This window comes from Marivirga sericea (assembly GCF_900177665.1).
GTDB lineage: Bacteria > Bacteroidota > Bacteroidia > Cytophagales > Cyclobacteriaceae > Marivirga > Marivirga sericea.
The window spans coordinates 1,096,958-1,113,211 of sequence record NZ_FXAW01000001.1 but is presented as its reverse complement, the minus strand read 5'-3'; the positions used below and the strand labels follow the sequence as shown (position 1 = coordinate 1,113,211).

The 16,254-nt window shown below is 34.5% G+C and carries 18 protein-coding genes; 3 read left to right on the top strand and 15 right to left on the bottom strand.

The features are described 5' to 3' along the window. Positions 1-106 precede the first annotated feature (106 nt). From B9Y84_RS04620 to B9Y84_RS04610, 3 genes are all read left to right on the top strand, one after another. Entirely contained in the window at positions 107-1,204 is a 1,098-nt protein-coding gene (locus tag B9Y84_RS04620) for an esterase-like activity of phytase family protein (protein ID WP_085515903.1), read from the top strand. Between the two features lie 283 nt (positions 1,205-1,487). After that, entirely contained in the window at positions 1,488-2,747 is a 1,260-nt protein-coding gene (locus tag B9Y84_RS04615; protein ID WP_085515902.1) for a hypothetical protein, read from the top strand. Positions 2,748-2,758: 11 nt separating this feature from the next. Next, on the top strand, positions 2,759-3,139 hold the full coding sequence (locus B9Y84_RS04610) for a PH domain-containing protein (protein ID WP_085515901.1): 381 nt from the start codon (positions 2,759-2,761) through the stop codon (positions 3,137-3,139). A 26-nt stretch (positions 3,140-3,165) separates the two neighbouring features. Here the strand turns inward: B9Y84_RS04610 and gldC are convergent, their stop codons facing one another. The 15 genes from gldC to B9Y84_RS04535 all read right to left on the bottom strand — a co-directional run bounded on the left by gldC (position 3,166) and on the right by B9Y84_RS04535 (position 16,242). Next, positions 3,166-3,504, bottom strand: coding sequence for a gliding motility protein GldC (gene gldC, locus B9Y84_RS04605; protein ID WP_085515900.1), 339 nt, complete (start codon positions 3,502-3,504; stop codon positions 3,166-3,168). 36 nt (positions 3,505-3,540) lie between these two features. Further along, complete coding sequence (locus B9Y84_RS04600; RefSeq protein WP_085516042.1) at positions 3,541-4,356, bottom strand: M48 family metalloprotease; 816 nt, start codon at positions 4,354-4,356, stop codon at positions 3,541-3,543. A gap of 2 nt (positions 4,357-4,358) precedes the next feature. After that, positions 4,359-5,021, bottom strand: coding sequence for a 3-oxoacid CoA-transferase subunit B (locus B9Y84_RS04595; protein WP_085515899.1), 663 nt, complete (start codon positions 5,019-5,021; stop codon positions 4,359-4,361). A 3-nt stretch (positions 5,022-5,024) separates the two neighbouring features. Further along, on the bottom strand, positions 5,025-5,720 hold the full coding sequence (locus B9Y84_RS04590; protein WP_085515898.1) for a CoA transferase subunit A: 696 nt from the start codon (positions 5,718-5,720) through the stop codon (positions 5,025-5,027). Between the two features lie 65 nt (positions 5,721-5,785). After that, a complete protein-coding gene (locus B9Y84_RS04585; protein WP_085515897.1) occupies positions 5,786-6,721 on the bottom strand; it encodes a bifunctional riboflavin kinase/FAD synthetase in 936 nt (311 codons plus the stop codon). Then, the gene (gene truB, locus B9Y84_RS04580) at positions 6,708-7,403 is read right to left on the bottom strand and encodes a tRNA pseudouridine(55) synthase TruB (RefSeq protein WP_085515896.1); all 696 of its coding nucleotides are present in this window, start codon (positions 7,401-7,403) and stop codon (positions 6,708-6,710) included. The genes B9Y84_RS04585 and truB overlap by 14 nt, the downstream gene beginning before the upstream one ends. After that, complete coding sequence (locus B9Y84_RS04575; RefSeq protein ID WP_085515895.1) at positions 7,400-8,197, bottom strand: undecaprenyl-diphosphate phosphatase; 798 nt, start codon at positions 8,195-8,197, stop codon at positions 7,400-7,402. Before B9Y84_RS04575 ends, truB begins: the two co-directional genes overlap by 4 nt. A gap of 2 nt (positions 8,198-8,199) precedes the next feature. Then, positions 8,200-8,409, bottom strand: a complete 210-nt coding sequence (locus tag B9Y84_RS04570; protein WP_085515894.1) for a DUF3098 domain-containing protein — start codon at positions 8,407-8,409, stop codon at positions 8,200-8,202. Between the two features lie 94 nt (positions 8,410-8,503). Further along, positions 8,504-9,400 (bottom strand): cell division protein FtsX, encoded by an 897-nt coding sequence (locus tag B9Y84_RS04565; protein ID WP_085515893.1) that lies wholly within the window; start codon positions 9,398-9,400, stop codon positions 8,504-8,506. 117 nt (positions 9,401-9,517) lie between these two features. Further along, positions 9,518-10,405: a hypothetical protein gene (locus B9Y84_RS04560; protein WP_085515892.1), complete on the bottom strand. Its 888-nt coding sequence runs from the start codon at positions 10,403-10,405 to the stop codon at positions 9,518-9,520. 5 nt (positions 10,406-10,410) lie between these two features. Further along, positions 10,411-10,956, bottom strand: coding sequence for an RNA polymerase sigma factor (locus B9Y84_RS04555; RefSeq protein WP_085515891.1), 546 nt, complete (start codon positions 10,954-10,956; stop codon positions 10,411-10,413). 128 nt (positions 10,957-11,084) lie between these two features. Then, entirely contained in the window at positions 11,085-11,744 is a 660-nt protein-coding gene (gene pdeM, locus B9Y84_RS04550) for a ligase-associated DNA damage response endonuclease PdeM (protein WP_176223711.1), read from the bottom strand. Between the two features lie 4 nt (positions 11,745-11,748). Then, on the bottom strand, positions 11,749-12,180 hold the full coding sequence (locus B9Y84_RS04545) for a DUF2147 domain-containing protein (RefSeq protein WP_085515889.1): 432 nt from the start codon (positions 12,178-12,180) through the stop codon (positions 11,749-11,751). A gap of 38 nt (positions 12,181-12,218) precedes the next feature. Further along, positions 12,219-14,648, bottom strand: a complete 2,430-nt coding sequence (locus B9Y84_RS04540; RefSeq protein ID WP_085515888.1) for a ligase-associated DNA damage response DEXH box helicase — start codon at positions 14,646-14,648, stop codon at positions 12,219-12,221. Beyond that, complete coding sequence (locus B9Y84_RS04535) at positions 14,641-16,242, bottom strand: ATP-dependent DNA ligase (protein ID WP_085515887.1); 1,602 nt, start codon at positions 16,240-16,242, stop codon at positions 14,641-14,643. The genes B9Y84_RS04540 and B9Y84_RS04535 overlap by 8 nt, the downstream gene beginning before the upstream one ends. Positions 16,243-16,254 lie beyond the last annotated feature (12 nt).

Sequence of the window (16,254 nt, the reverse complement as noted above, 5' to 3'; positions counted from 1 at the left end):
GCAATGGTAAATAATTGAATTATTAGTAAAAAGTGACTTTAAAAAGCTTCTAGGCATTTATTTTGTATTATTTTGCAAAAATATTTTTTACGGGGCAGTCAATTTTATGTTAAAACATCTCTTTAGTTGTTTATTGGTACTTTTTATTTTAGGATCTTCATGCACTAAGTCTGATAAAAAACACTCAAAACCAACTCTTTCAATTCGGTTAGTAGATAAAATCACAATTGATAGCGACCAGCTTATCGATAGCACTATCGTAGGAGGGCTTTCATCAATTGATTATTTAGGAGGTAATCAATTTGTAGTCATATCAGATGATCGATCAGAATATTCTCCAGCAAGAATTTATGAGATGGTAATTAATCATGATGCATCGGGATTTATTGATTATTCTTTTAAACGAACTGTTTTTTTAAAGGATAGAGGGGGCGAACTATTTGAACAAGATGAGCTAGATCCAGAATCGATTGTCTTTAGGTCCTCTTCAAATACGTATTTTTATTCTAGTGAAGGTGGTAGAACTCAGGATTGGATTGATCCATTTGTATGGGAGATGACAACGAATGGAAAAATGATTTCAGAGGTTAACATACCTGAGATTTTTAGCTTTAATAAAGATAAGGGCTTGAGAGAAAATGGAGGATTCGAAAGCTTAACGATAGAAAATGACACAATTATTTGGTATGCAAATGAATTACCGATTAAAGAAGATGGTGGAGTTCCCGGCTTTATTAAGGGGTCATATCCTATTCGGTTGGTTAGGCAGGATGTCAAAAACGGTAGTGTTCTAAATCAGTATGCCTATAATCTAAGTTCGTTGGGTGTTGAACCTGATCCTTCTGATGGGTTTTATATAAATTCAGTTCCTGAAATTATGTATATAGATGATCATAGATTGTGGGTCTTGGAAAGATCTTACATAGAGGGAGTGGGCAACTTTGTGAAACTTTTTGAAATTGAAACTACAAATGCTACGGATATTAAGAGTGTTCTGGCATTGCAAAATTGGACCTATGAGTTTGTTTCTAAAAAACTATTAATAGATTTCTCAGATTATGATTTAAAGATCGATAATATTGAGGGAATGACCTTTGGCCCAGATTTCCCAAATGGTGATAAGAGTTTACTATTCATTTCAGACGATAATTTTAGTGAGATGCAGGAAACGCAATTGTGGCTTTTTGCAGTATCTAAAAAGTAAACCTTTTATTCCATAATTAATTCTTGATTAGAATTTTGTTTATTGGTTTGCAAGACGAGTAAATCATAAATTATTTGAGGAAATGAATTTATTTAGCAAATTTGTTTTTCAATTTATATATTTTTCTAGTCCTGACCGAGAAATGAAAAGCGCTAATAAAAAAGCCAATCATCAACAGTATCAATTTATTTTTGGTATTGGATTTTAATAACGAAAAACTCGTTTTCTGAAATTTTAAGACTCTAGTTTAATTAAATTAAAGTACAATTTATTAGTCGATTTCATGAAGTATACCATTTCAATAGTTCTATTTTCAATTTTAACTACCTTTAATTTATATTCTCAAAATCAGTATACTAAAGAATTTCTGGTGACAGAATCGAAGGATACAATTTATGGATTTATCTCAAACACTTCCAAGGTTATACACATTGAGCAAGGATTATATTTAAAACCGGATAAAAATTCAAAAGCTATCTTCTACAGAATTCAAGATATATCCTCATATAGGGATCTCCAAGGAAATTTATACTATAAAAGATTATTACCAGATGCAAATAAAGTCAACGACTATAAACTACTTGAAGTTCTATTTACAGGGAATTTAAATTTGTATCGCTTTGGAGGAAATTTTTTTCTTGAAAAGAATGATAAGCTGTTTAAATTAATAAATACTACGAGTTATAGGAAAAATGAAGAGGGAAAAATACTTCAAAAATTCAATCGAGAATATATTTCAATTTTAAGTGTATTAATGAGTGAATGTTTTAGCTTGTATGATAAAATAATAGAAACTGATTTAGCTTATAGAGAATTAGTAAAGTTATTGGAGGAATATCATATTTGTAGAGACTATAAATATGATGTTGTTGTTCAAAGAACTGATTTCGATGGTAAAATAAGTTATGGCGTCTTTTTAGGAGGATTTACTTCAACAGCTTTCACGAAATTTATTACAGCGCCAGGTAACGCATTAACTAGAGAAATTGAATTAAATGATTATAATTTCGCTTTTGGGGTAGATTTTAATTTTAGGTTAAGAGAAATTCATAATTACTATTTAATATTATCACCTCAATATTCAATAGGAAATGAATATAGTTATGAATTTACAAGCTTGGGTACAAACGATAATCAGTACCTTTCTAACTATTTTTATAACTTCAATCAATTCGATTTTCGAATAGGTTTCGGAAAAGTTTTTAAAAAACAAAAAATTCAACCATTTTTAAATATAGGTGTAGTATTAAGCTATTTCTCCAATGGCTATTATTTTCTTGACCTAGACAGAAGAAGGACGGGTACTGATGAAGTAAGGGCGTTCGATGATTTTTTTGAGTTTGAAGGCTCGACCGATTTGAATGATAGTTTGGGTATATGGACATCTTTTGGTATAAACTTTAATTTGTTTGATGATTTTATTTTTTATAATCGAATGAATATTCAAATGAGTAGATTCGAAAATGAAACTGGTCGAATAAGAAATTTTGGGAGAAACTTTAATTATCGACAAATAAAATTCGATATTGGTATTTTATTGTAATCTTATTCAGTATGAACTTATTGTCAAATTTTTTAAATAAATCTGGCGTTCTAGAGAACACTTCAATAATTGAGGATTATGGTCGCCTATTTGTCGATGGTGAACAAATTGAAGTAGGTTTTAAAATTGAAGAGGATACTTTTATTTTCACTAATAGGCGCCTTATCTTTATTGAAGTGAGAAAAGGTGATGACAGTGGAATTGAGTATATCTCATTGCCATATTCAAATATTGACTCCTTTAGTGTGGATTCTAAAAAATCATTTCACGCTCATGGATTTCTCAAAATCTGGTTGCACGGACAACAGTCTCCCAGAATTGAGAAAGAATTTAATAAATCAGTGGATGTTTACGCAGTACAGAAAATTCTGGCAGGGCATGTGATCAAATAAAAAAGGTGACCGGAGTCACCTTCTGTTTATTGTTGTTCCTTCAATTCTTTTTCAAGATGCTTTACTAACTTTTCGCAAAGCATATTCATTTCTTGCGCCATGAATTCATCTCCAGTGGAATTTAAAACACTTTGTGCCATTCCTCCTAGGCAATCTATATAGAACCTTTTCATCTCATCAACTGGCATGTCATTTGTCCATAAATCGATTCGCATGGAGTTTTTCTGGACATGATCCCAAAGTGAAATGCTAATGCTTTTGGTTTCTGTTAGTTCTTCACCTGCATCAGTAGCGCTCCAATGGATTTTATCAGGTACATTATCTTTATCTAAATCTATTTCGAAATTAATGTTCGATTTTTTCATTTTTACTAATTCAATCTATTATATATAAGTTTTTAATTACTGAGGCAACATGTTTTTGAAATCTTCATATGAAGCAGGGGCTAAAGGAGTAGTATCACAGCCTAATTCATCTGCTTTGATGTTGATGTCTTCTACTCTATCTTCAGGATTGGGATGAGTACTCAAAAATGCTGGAGTACGTCCAGCTTGACCCTCATCCAATAACTTTTGAAAGAAGGAATAGGCACCATTGCAAGCGTATGGTGTATTGGCTAAGTATTCCACTGATCTTTCATCTGCTTCGACTTCAAATGCTCTAGAAAAAGTTAAGCCTGCGGCAGTACCAGCTATTTGACCTGCAATTTGTTCAAGTTGACTTGGATCTTCTCCAGATATCAAACCCAGTATAAAATTAATACCATACTGTCGCTGGATGTTTCTGGAGGTATGTCGTAAATCAGAATGAGCTACTTCATGTCCTAAAACACCCATTAAATCGTCTTCTTGATCTAAGTACTTAATCAACCCTGTATAAACATATAAATACCCACCAGGCGTAGCAAAAGCATTCAGAACGGAATCATTTTCAATGATATGGATATCCCAGACAAATTCCTCTTTGTATTGCACTTCTCCAGATGTTAAAATGTAATCAAGTAAGGTGTTTAAGTATGTGTAAGCGTCAGAATACTCTGACTCGTCTAAAATTGGAAACTGATCGGGATCATTTTCAATTTGTTCAGCAACTTGGGCTCCAAGCTCGACATCTTCTTCAATAGAAGGAAACACAAAATTGTTATTTTTATCTTTACAAGAATTGAAAATTAACAATCCGGTTATGAGTACTAAATTAAATATTTTAAAACTTCTCATCATTAATCAATTTTCATTTCGGGAATATCCCCTTCTATAATTAGTTTTCCTGCTGTTGCTTCTCGAATCTCATCAACGGTAATTCCAGGAGCTCTTTCCAGAAGTTTGAAGCCTCCTGCTTGCTGTACCTCTAGTACTGCTAAATTGGTTACAATTTTTTTTACGCATCTTAACCCTGTAATTGGTAAGCTACATTCCTTAAGAAGTTTTGATTCGCCATTTCTACTAGTATGCTGCATGGCAACAATTATATTTTCAGCAGAAGCAACTAAGTCCATTGCACCTCCCATACCTTTTACCATCTTACCTGGAATTTTCCAGTTTGATATATCTCCATTTTCAGAAACCTCCATTGCACCTAGTATGGTTAAGTCCACATGCCCCCCTCTAATCATGGCAAAGCTTTCAGCAGAATCAAACAAAACAGAACCATCTCGCATAGTAATTGTTTGCTTCCCTGCATTGATTAGGTCAGCATCTACCTTCTCTTCTGTCGGGAATTGCCCTATTCCTAAAAGTCCATTTTCGGATTGTAATACTACATCTAATGCATCGGGAATGTAATTTGCCACAAGAGTAGGGATGCCAATACCTAAATTGATGTACATTCCATCTTGCACTTCCTGAGCTATTCTTTTTGCTATTCCTATTTTATCTAGTGCCATTTCTTAAGATCTTACAGTTCTTTGTTCAATTCTTTTCTCATAATTCTTACCTTCAAAAATACGTTGAACGTAAATCCCTGGAGTATGAATTTCATTTGGGTTGAGATCACCAGCGGGAACTAATTCTTCAACTTCAGCTATCGTAATTTTCCCAGCAGCGGCCATCAGAGGATTGAAATTTCTTGCAGTTCCTTTGAAGATCAAGTTTCCTGCAGTATCTCCTTTCCAGGCTTTTACCAAAGCAAAATCCGCAATTAAGCCTGTCTCTAATAAATACATCTTTCCATCAAATTCACGAGTTTCTTTTCCTTCTGCTACCTCCGTTCCGAAACCTGCTGGGGTATAAAATGCTGGAATTCCGGCTCCACCTGCTCTCACTCTTTCAGCTAAAGTACCCTGTGGAATAAGATCGACATCTAATTCCCCAGACAATAATTGTCTTTCAAATTCTGCGTTTTCACCTACATATGAAGAAATCATCTTTTTGACCTGATGAGTCTTTAATAGCAGACCGATACCAAAATCATCTACTCCAGCATTATTTGATATGCAGGTTAGTCCTTTCACTTTTGTTTCCAGAAGTGCTTGAATACTGTTTTCAGGAATACCGCATAATCCAAATCCCCCTAACATGAGGACTGCATTATCAGGTATATCTTTTACTGCCTCACTTGCATTTTTTATTACTTTATTAATCATGTTTTTCTATTTAATACTAAGCTGATTAATTATATGCTATCCCTAAGTTAGCGAATTTAATTTGCTCAAGGATGTTGACTAAGAATTTGCTTTGCTTTTTCTTGATCCTTTTTCAATTGCGTGCTTAATTCTTCCTTTGATCCAAATTTTACTTCATCTCTTAATCTTTTGATAAAATTCACTTTAATTTTTTCACCATAAATTTCATCATTGAACTCAAAAATATTAGCTTCTATTTTCTTCGATTTTCCATCAACAGTTGGCCTGTAACCAATATTTAGCATTCCTTTATATTGTTTGCCCTTAAGTTGAACAATCACAGCATATGCACCATCAGCAGGAATCAATTTGTAGGGTTCCTCCACTTGGATATTAGCTGTAGCAAACCCCAGTGTTTTGCCAATTTTATCTCCACTCACCACAATACCATTGATTTCGTAAAATCTTCCCAAGAAATCATGGGCTAATTCGACTTCACCTGCATCAATGGCATTTCGGATTTTAGTAGAACTTATACCAACATCATCAATGGTTTGCTTAGAGATCTCCTCAACTTCAAATCCATATCTACTTGAGTGCTTTTTTAAGTGTTCAAATCCTCCTTCTCTATCTTTTCCAAATCGATGGTCATATCCAATTACCAATCTCTTAGTATGTAGTGCAGAAATAATAATTTTTTGAATAAATTCTTCAGATGTCCATTGAGAAAATTCTTTAGTAAAATTTATTCGCACAATATGGTCTAAACCTAATTGAGCTAAGATTTCAGCTTTTTCATCAAAAGTAGTGAGTAGTTTTAAGTTATCATGATTTTGACTTAAAACATAGCGGGGATGTGGCCAGAAAGTAACCAGAGCCGTTTCACCATCCACCGATTTAGCTAATTCAATAATACGGCTAATGATTTCTTGATGTCCAAGATGAATACCATCAAATGTTCCAATGGTGACTACTGCATTTTTGATGCCTTCTAAATTTTCATATCCGTCATGGACGATCATTTGTGTTGACTTTTTTATTTTTCACAAATTCATTTAAGTTGTCAGCATCGTCAACAGAAAAATCACCGATTTTTGTTCTACGTAATGCTGATAAATAGGCACCTACACCTAATTTTTCTCCAAAATCATACGCTAAACTCCTAATGTACGTTCCTTTTGAGCAACGAACACGAAAAGCAACCTTATTTTCTTTAAATTCAGTAATTTCAAACTCACTGATATTTACAACCCTAGACTTTAATTTAACTTCTTTTCCCTCTCTAGCCAAAGAGTAAGCTCGTTTTCCTCCGGTTTTTACGGCTGAAAAGATTGGAGGTGTTTGCTCAATTTCTCCAGTGAAATATGACGCCTCCTTGATTAGATCTTCCAAGTTTATGTGGCTAGTTTCACTTTGAAATTCAGGAGCTGTTTCTAAATCGTAGGACGGAGTAGTAAAGCCTAAAGTGAATTCTCCTGTATACTCTTTTTCTTGGGCCTGATATTTTTCAATGGATTTAGTCATTTTTCCAGTGCAAAGGATGAGCAAACCAGTCGCCAAAGGATCTAAAGTACCAGCATGGCCTATCTTCTTTACTTTTAAGGCAAATTTCAGTTTCTTGACTACATCAAAGGAAGTCCAATTAAGCGGCTTATCGATTAGCAGGACTTTTCCCTCGTTATATTCGTTGTTTACTTCACTCATATCAATTGACTTATGACAGCTATACTTCCGACAATTGCGCAATAGACAGCGAAATAGATTAATTTCCCCTCTTTAACTATTTTAATCATTGCTTTGCAGGCAAATAAACCTGCTAGAAAAGCCATAAGGAAGCCCATAAATAATACGAAGCCACCTGTTTGTTGTGTAACGGCTGGTTGGTCTATATATTCAATTACTTTAAGAAGCGATGCTCCCAAGATTGGAATTAAGACCATTAGAAATGAAAATCTTGCTGCTTTTTCTTTATTTACACCAATTAGCAATGCTGTTGCAATCGTGGCACCTGACCGAGAAATCCCTGGAAGTATAGCAATTGATTGTGCAATACCAATAATAATAGCTTGCCAGTACTGGACAGTTCCACCCTCTTTATTTTTTACAGTTTGGGTAAAAGCTAGCAGCACAGCTGTTACCAATAGCATGCTACCCACTAGTAGCAAGTTTCCCGTAAAAAAGCTTTCAACCTGCTCCTCAAAAAACACCCCAATTATCGCTATTGGAATCATCGATATAATGATTTTTAGAGCGAAGTCATAGGATTCATTCCATTTGAATGTAAAGATTCCTTTGAGAATATTTCCAATGTCTTTTCTGAATACTATAATAGTTGATAGGGCAGTAGCAGCGTGTACCAAAACTGAAAAAAGCAAACTCTCAGATGTATGTGCATTTAACAAAACTGCGCCAATTTCGAGATGTCCACTACTGCTAACAGGCAAAAACTCAGACAACCCTTGAATGATTCCAAGGATAATGGCTTCTAGTAATCCCATTTTTATTGTTTAGGCTTCTTTAGAATAGCAAATAATTCAATAATAAAGCCTAAGAAGACTATAATAGGTCCTAGCGTTAATCCTAAAAACCCAAAGCCATATTGCTCTGAATCCAAAGTCATAATGATGAAACCTATAATAAGTGTTAAAATTCCTGCAATCATTAAGATATAATTGCTTTTGCCGAATGCTAATTTCTTCTTTTCTGACATAAAAAGTGTTTATATGGTAGTTTATAATTTGTGAGACCAAAAGGCGTCATTCTATCTTAATTATCTGGCTATTAGTTGCTCAATGTTATTCTATTTAATACAGTTCATCTAAAGACATGGCCATATATTTTTGCATGGCTCTAAATGTACTAAAGCTTGCAATGGAGATTCCAGTTACTATTAGCCCGCCAAAAATAATTAAAAGCATCTGTTGATTTTGTAGTTCGGCAAGTCCTTCCAGTTTTTCGCTGCCATAAGTCAATAGCCCAAATAACAGTGAAGCTGCCACTATTGCTGAAATTATACCATGCCATATAGAACGATAAATAAAGGGTTTTCTGATAAAACCTTTTGTGGCACCTACTAATTGCATGCTTCTTATTAAAAATCTTTGGGAAAATAGCGCCAATTTAATGGTATTGTTAATTAGGATTCCGATTACGATAAATAATAGGATTGAAATAGCTAGTAAAACTATACTGATTTTAGTAATGTTTTCATTGATACTTTGCACCATATTATTGGTATATATCACCTCAAAAACGCCATTCAGATTTTCAATATCTTGTTGCACTTCTTTCATTTTTTCAGAAGAATGATATTCAGGTGAGATTTTTACGATGTAAGCATCTTTTAAAGGATTATCTCCTAAGAATTGCATAAAGTCTTCTCCAGTTTCTTCTATGAATTTTTCAGCTGCTTCGTTTTTAGAGATGAAACGAATGGATTCTATGCTTTCTTCTTTTAAAACATATTCTTTCGAGACCAGTGATTTGCTTACTCGAAGTTGTTGTGGCTCTGAGAGGTTGGATTTTAAATACACCTGCATTTCAACATTCTGCTGAATAACTTTAGTCAGTGAGGTGGTGGTGGTAATTAAAAGTGCAAACAGACCTAATATAAAAAGTGCTAGGGTCATACTCAAAATGACGCTAACGAAAGGATAGTGCCCCAATTTTTTCTTCTTTCTGTATTTTTTCTCTTTGCTCATATTTGAAAGCTCAAAAATAAGAATTTATTTATGCTTCGCTTATTAAAATGGTAAAAAACGAAAAAAAGCTTCCCATTTTCATGAAAAGCTTTTCTAAATTTTTTACGAACTTTTGTCTCAGTCTTCCACTATCAGCTGAATTTCCATTTTTAACATTTCGTCTTGGAGTTTGCTTAATTCAGTTAATTGAGTTGTATTGTCTTTAATCGCATAAACTTCATTATTATGACTTAGGAATAACTGTTTTTTACCTTTATCATTTAGTTCAATTATTTGGTAAGGCATCTGTTTAAAGTCACCGTATAAGTAGAGCTTAGAATTGTAATAGCGATAATGATAATTACCTTCCTTTTCAAGCGCCTCAAAAAATTCTATTTCTGTTTTATCAGCTCTATTATGAGCGATGTCACGACTCGCAATATTTTCTAATTGCCCATCATTTTGATTTTTAAAAAGCTGCTCATCATCGTATGACATCAGCGCTTGTGGCTGTACTTTGGCGGTAGCATCTTTTTCTATCAGTTCAGAATTAGTTTGCTTTTTAACAGCAGTTGGTTCAGATGGACTGCTTTTTGTCTTATTAAAAGCAATAATCTCGTTTTTCTCCCCGAGTAATTCTGGAAAGCTATTGAGGGGAGTAGTTGTAAAAGAAACCTCCTGCGAGATCTTGATATCAATTGGTTTAATATTATTTTCAAAGGAGATGAGGGTCCAGTAAAGAATACTTCCAAATAGCGTTACGCCTGCTATGGTTCCTGCTAACCATTTTACTCCACTCCCAGCTAAAATCCCTGTATTAATCGGTAAATCAATTGCTGCTAATCTGGATTTTAATTCCAGTTTTCTTGCGTTTGAAATTCCTTTCACAATATGCTGCTGTAAATCGAATTCAGCTTTTACCAAAGGGTCCGATTCTATTTTTGCATCAAGCATTGCTTTTTCAGCAGGAGTGATAACTCCTTCAAAATATGCCTCTATTAAGCGAAAATAATTGGTTTCACTCATAATTTTTAGTCTAAAAAGTCGCTGGCTTTATATCTTGAACGAATCAAATCATCCAGCCTTTTTTTACATTTATAACGTTTTGTTTTAGCAGTATCACTGTTTGCAAGCCCCATTTTCTTAGCTATTTGGTCCATGGAAAGGCCGTCAAAATAGTGATAGCTTAAGATTTGCTTACACGAATCTCCCAATTCTCCAATACAATCATGAATGATTTTCACCATCTCTTGATTCTCTAATTGGTTGAATTCGCTTTCTTCTTTGTCACTTTCTTCAAATTTTTTCTTTCTCTCAAGTTCTTTTCTCCACAAATTTTTGCAAACACTGTAGAGATAAGTACTTATTTTCGAAGTAAGTTCGAAATTAACATCAATTGCTTTTTGCCAAAACACAATCAAAGCATCTTGAAACACATCCAGAGCCTCTTGCTCTGTTCCGTTATTTCTGAGAATCATTCTTAACATCATTTTATAATGCTGCTCATAGAGATAATCTAGAGCAGATTCATCACCTAACTTGATGCGCGTTATGATTTGACTGTCTGTTAATTTCATTGGTTAATACTGCTCAGATGAGTTTGGTAACCCTTCACTTGAAAATTATTATAATAATACGCAATTTTTTATAAATATTCGAATGTAATAATCTCGAATTTCTTACAGCTCTACCAAAGAAAACAGAGTTATCCTTCTTTAGAGCCGATCTGTTGAACTGAATTCTTCAAAACGGCGAAGATATTTCCTTTTTTGGATGGACTAATCTTTGCTAAACCAGTAAATCTTCCAAAAGCTGGTAAAACCATCGTATTTGGTTCTAGGTAAAAGCATGCTAGGCGAAGATGTGATTTTCCTTTCCCTTTTAGGCTTATACTTGGATGAATGTGTCCACAGAGATTCATTTCATTTTTATTAACTTCATTATTTTCAAGCGGATGATGCGTTAAAACAAAAGGATCTACATAAAAGGGTTCTTTTTCTATCTGCAAGGTGCTGAGCTGATAAACTTTATCACTAAGAATATCATGGTTTCCTTTTATAAGAGTAAATTCTATTGACGAATGAAGTTGAAGAAAATCATTGAAAATATTCCATTCATGATTCAAGTCGCTATGAAATAAATCGCCCAAAAAGAAAATTCTTTTCGGGCGATATTTTACAATTATATGTTCAATTCGACTTATTTCAGCCTTAATTATAGCTATTGGAACTGCAATTCCTGATTTTCGAAAGTGAGTAGTTTTCCCTAAGTGGAGATCAGCAATAAACACTGTTTGCTCTTTGAGCCAATAAATGATTTTATCCTCTGAGAGCAGTAACTTTTCTCCTGCTAATGTGAGTTCCAATTGATTAATTTACTTTTTCCCAAGTTTGCGTTCTATAGAAAAAAGCTACATAGCCTCTCACCTTTAATTCTTCACCCTCTTTCCACAGAACGCAATCATAAACTTTGCCGTCTTGAGGGTCCATAATAGTTCCTTCCTCATATTCTTCATCATCGGCATCCCATTCCATTCCCCTAATAATCTCCATACCAATGATTTTTTCGTTTTTCCGATCTCCTGTACATTCATTACATATCGGATCTTTCTCTTCATCCGGTCCTCTAAAAAGCTTGGTGATTTTTCCGTAGATCATTCCGTCTTTTTCGAAAATTTCTACGATGCTTTTTTCTTTGCCAGTTTCGTCATCTATGGTTTTCCACTTTCCAGTAACATCAGATTGTGCAAGTGAACTAAAACTTATTCCGATTAATAGTAGTGCTAAACTTATTTGTTTCATCTTTTATAAAAATTTTAAATACCAAATGTAAAATTAATTTATATATTTTCTAATTGTAATTGCATTTTTGCTACTCTTTCTTCGATTGATTCAGTAGAGAATTTTTCTCGTAATCTGTCAACCATGATCGGGAAAGCAAAAGGGGAGAATTTGTTGGTTTTATTATAGATTATTTTTTGGCTACTGATTTTTTTTAGTGATTTATACAATCGCTCTTCTTCCAACTGTTGCTGTATAACCTCTCTATGGGCTTGTTTAAGTAATAGATTTTCGGGTTCATACTCTGAGAAAACATCAAATAGTATAGAAGAGGAAGCCTGAATATGTCTTTCTTTAATATTTTTTCCTGGAAATCCTCTAAAAATGAGACCAGAAATAGAGGCTATGTCTCTAAATTTACGTTTCGCCATTTCAGTTTCATTTATCCCTAGCAGAATATCCTCTTTTACGTTATTTAAAGAAAATAAATCAAAGGATAACATTTCCTCAAGATCGAAGACTTCATCAGTTAGTAACTCGAAACCGTAATCGTTCATAGCAATAGAAAAGGTGATAGGTTGTGAAACGCTAATTCGGTAAGCTATTAATCCTGCTAAAACTTCATGAATAAATCTACCTTCAAATGGAAAAATAAAAATGTGAAAGCCTTCTTTAGAAATTGTTGATTCTATCAGTAATTCATCTGTTTTTGGCACAGTAGAAAGCTGCATTTGCCGGTCAATCAAAGGCTGGATTTTTGTAAGTTCGATTTCATCTAATTCTTTCGTTCTTAGCTTCTCTAATTTTTTCCTGATATGAAATGATAATTGAGAAGAGAGAGGCATTCTACCACCCATCCATTGTGGTATTTGGCCGGTTTTTTTCTTACTTCTCTTTACCTGCACAGTCATATCCTTTAGACGAACGTAATCAAGGGCTTTGCCTGAGAACCAAAAAGTGTCTCCTGGCTTTAGTTTACTAATGAAATATTCCTCTATTGTTCCTAAGTGACCTCCTTTCACATATTTAACATTTAGAACTTGGTCACCCACGATAGTGCCAATCGACAAACGATGGCGCATTGCAATTCTCTTATTGATAACTTTTATTTTGTTATCTTCAGTAATAGTCTTGTGATATTCATCATAAGCTGATAGACTTTCTCCCCCTGTTTTCAAGAAAGTTAGAAGCCAAGTCCATTCCTTTTTGGTTATTTTATGATAACAATGTGTGTTCTTAATTTGCTGATAAAGTTGATCAGGTTCGAAACCATCGCCCACCGCTAAAGTCACTATAAATTGCAAAAGTACATCTAGAGCCATCTGAATAGGTATTCTAGCTTCAAAATCTTTCTCTTTAATTGCTGTCCTCAGTGCTGCGCCTTCGATTAATTCTAGAGAATGAGTAGGAAGAAAGTAGATTTTACTCGTTTGGCCAGGCCTGTGACCACTCCTTCCTGCTCTTTGGGCAAATCGTGCGACTCCCTTCGGTCCTCCTACTTGAATTATCGTATCAACAGGACGAAAGTCAACACCTAAATCTAAACTGGAAGTGCAAACTACTACTTTAATTTGCCCAGAATGAAGTGCTTCTTCTACCCATGTTCGGATTTGGTTGTTTAAAGATCCATGATGCATGGCGATAGCGCCAGCCAAGTCAGGATCTTTATTAAGCAATTGCTGATACCAAATTTCTGTTTGAGAACGAGTATTTGTAAAAACAAGAGTGGTGTTATTAGCTTTAATTATTGGTAAAACCTTATCTATTAATTTTATTCCCAAATGTCCGGCCCAAGGATATTTTTCTACCTCATCAGGCAAGATTGATTCGATTTTAATTTCTTTATCTAATTGAGCCCTAATAAATTTCCCTTCCTTTTCATTAGATCCCAATAACACCCTTTGAGCTTCGGCCAGATTTCCAATTGTGGCTGATATCCCCCATATTTTCAGTTTTTGTTTACTTATTTCTTTAAAAGATGAAATTGCTAATTCTACTTGAATACCTCTTTTGCTCCCTAAAAGCTCATGCCACTCATCTACCACTATAGCTTCTAAATTTTTGAAGTATTGATCGGCCTTCTTCTGACTTAGTAGTAAGTGCAGACTCTCTGGTGTAGTAATTAAGCAATCTGGAGGTGTTTTCTTTTGTCGCTGTCGGTCTTTTGTGCTAGTGTCGCCTGTTCTGATTTCAATTTCCCAATCGAAACCAAAATCTATTGTTGCTTCTTCCATTGCAGACTGAATATCCTTTGAAAGTGCTCTAAGCGGTAGCACCCATAGAAACTTCAGCCCTTTTTCAGGCCTTTTGTTTATTTTAGAAATAAGATAAGCAATCCACAAAGCATAGGTTTTACCGCTACCCGTTGGAGCATTTAATAAACCAGAATGGCCAGCTAAAAAATTCTCCCATGTTTCAATTTGAAAGGGAAATGGTCTCCAATCTTTCTTTTCAAACCAATTGATGCCAGCTTTTATGCGATCATCCATATTTTTCGAGGAGTTCTTGCAAGTCATTTAATGTATTGGCTTCAGTAGTTGGTTTATCTTGCCTCCATCTGCTAATACGCGGAAAGCGAAGAGCTATTCCTGACTTATGTCTATTTGATGCTTGAATACCTTCAAATGCGATTTCAAAAACTAATTCCGGTTTCACTGTTCTAACAGGACCGAATTTCTCTTTTGTATTTTTCTTAACAAATGCATCTACTTTTCGCATTTCGGCATCAGTCAAGCCTGAATAGGCTTTTGCAAAAGGAATTAATTCATTTTGGTTCCATACAGCTAGGGTGTAATCTGAATATAAGTCAGCTCTTCTTCCGTGGCCTTTTTGGGCATAAATCATGATTCCATCTATCGTCAGAGGTGCGATTTTCCATTTCCACCAACTTCCTCTTTTTCTCCCAGCTTCATATGGTGACTCCTTTTTCTTCAGCATTAAGCCTTCCGTTTTGTAGCTTCTTGATTTTTTACGAATAGCAATTAACTCGTCCCACGAAGAAAATTCGATTTTTTTAGAATCGATTAGTACAGAATGGCTAGTTTCCGAAATCAGTCTTTCTAATTTTTGAACTCTTTTTTCTAAGGGTTCCTTCCTTATATCTTGTGCGTTTAGCTCAATTAAATCGTAACAGATAAAGACTACCGGTGCTTTTTTTAAAAGGTTTTTGGTGATGTTTTTTCTTCCTATTCTAGTTTGTAGTATTCCAAATGAAAGTGGCGCTCCATTTTCATAGGCTATGATTTCTCCATCCAGCGCAGTTCCATTTGGAAGAATTTTTGCCATTTCTTCTAATTCAGGAAATTTTTCAGTCACGAGTTCTTCTCCTCTGCTCCATATAAAAACTTCATCATTTCTTTTGATGATTTGCCCTCTTATACCATCCCATTTCCATTCTGCATACCAATCATTTGGATCTAAGTCTTTCGTTATTTCTTGTGTTTCTATAGGATGAGCCAAGTAAAACGGATATGGACGAGAGGCTAGATCATTTTCACCCTGCTCTAAAATTAATTCCTGGAAAGTGAACTTTTGGGGAGACCAATCTCCCATTAGTCTGTGAGCCACAATCGATTTATCTATTTCAAATGCTTCGCTCAATGCTTTGGTGATCAGGTTTTGCGATACACCAACTCTCCAGCCGCCTGTCATGATTTTTGTAAAAACGAATCTTTCTTGCTGGTTTAATTCATCGTAGATAAGCTTTAACTTTTCTTTTTTTTCTTCGACCGTTTTATTGCTAATACTAATTAAGCATTCGATATAGTAGGAGAGGGGTTTATCAATTTCTTTTTGGTATCCTTCTGGAGCAGTTAAGAGAAGTGCGATTGTTTCGGCTAAATCACCCACAACATGATACGATTCTTGAAATAACCATTCTGGTATACCTGTCCATTCGGTTATCCAATCTTTGATTAAGCTTGTTTTGACAACTCTTTTAGGTTTCCGATGGGTGAAAAGTGCCAAAGTCCATATTTTATCTTGGTCGTTGGCAGATAAAAAATAGCTTTTCAAAGCATTAACCTTATCAGTGGTTTTATTGCTTTGGTCTATGGACGCTATGAGTTTAGCAAATTCTTTCAAGGAGTTAGCTTT

Coding starts and splice junctions, on each gene's coding strand:
- B9Y84_RS04595 (WP_085515899.1), bottom strand. CDS start 5,021: ATGGCACTAGATAAAATAGGAATAGCAAAAAGAATAGCTCAGGAAGTG.
- B9Y84_RS04620 (WP_085515903.1), top strand. CDS start 107: ATGTTAAAACATCTCTTTAGTTGTTTATTGGTACTTTTTATTTTAGGA.
- B9Y84_RS04555 (WP_085515891.1), bottom strand. CDS start 10,956: ATGAAATTAACAGACAGTCAAATCATAACGCGCATCAAGTTAGGTGAT.
- B9Y84_RS04575 (WP_085515895.1), bottom strand. CDS start 8,197: ATGGGATTACTAGAAGCCATTATCCTTGGAATCATTCAAGGGTTGTCT.
- B9Y84_RS04590 (WP_085515898.1), bottom strand. CDS start 5,720: ATGATTAATAAAGTAATAAAAAATGCAAGTGAGGCAGTAAAAGATATA.
- gldC (WP_085515900.1), bottom strand. CDS start 3,504: ATGAAAAAATCGAACATTAATTTCGAAATAGATTTAGATAAAGATAAT.
- B9Y84_RS04565 (WP_085515893.1), bottom strand. CDS start 9,400: ATGAGCAAAGAGAAAAAATACAGAAAGAAGAAAAAATTGGGGCACTAT.
- B9Y84_RS04615 (WP_085515902.1), top strand. CDS start 1,488: ATGAAGTATACCATTTCAATAGTTCTATTTTCAATTTTAACTACCTTT.
- B9Y84_RS04600 (WP_085516042.1), bottom strand. CDS start 4,356: ATGAGAAGTTTTAAAATATTTAATTTAGTACTCATAACCGGATTGTTA.
- B9Y84_RS04540 (WP_085515888.1), bottom strand. CDS start 14,648: ATGGATGATCGCATAAAAGCTGGCATCAATTGGTTTGAAAAGAAAGAT.
- B9Y84_RS04585 (WP_085515897.1), bottom strand. CDS start 6,721: ATGATCGTCCATGACGGATATGAAAATTTAGAAGGCATCAAAAATGCA.
- B9Y84_RS04545 (WP_085515889.1), bottom strand. CDS start 12,180: ATGAAACAAATAAGTTTAGCACTACTATTAATCGGAATAAGTTTTAGT.
- truB (WP_085515896.1), bottom strand. CDS start 7,403: ATGAGTGAAGTAAACAACGAATATAACGAGGGAAAAGTCCTGCTAATC.
- B9Y84_RS04570 (WP_085515894.1), bottom strand. CDS start 8,409: ATGTCAGAAAAGAAGAAATTAGCATTCGGCAAAAGCAATTATATCTTA.
- B9Y84_RS04610 (WP_085515901.1), top strand. CDS start 2,759: ATGAACTTATTGTCAAATTTTTTAAATAAATCTGGCGTTCTAGAGAAC.
- B9Y84_RS04560 (WP_085515892.1), bottom strand. CDS start 10,405: ATGAGTGAAACCAATTATTTTCGCTTAATAGAGGCATATTTTGAAGGA.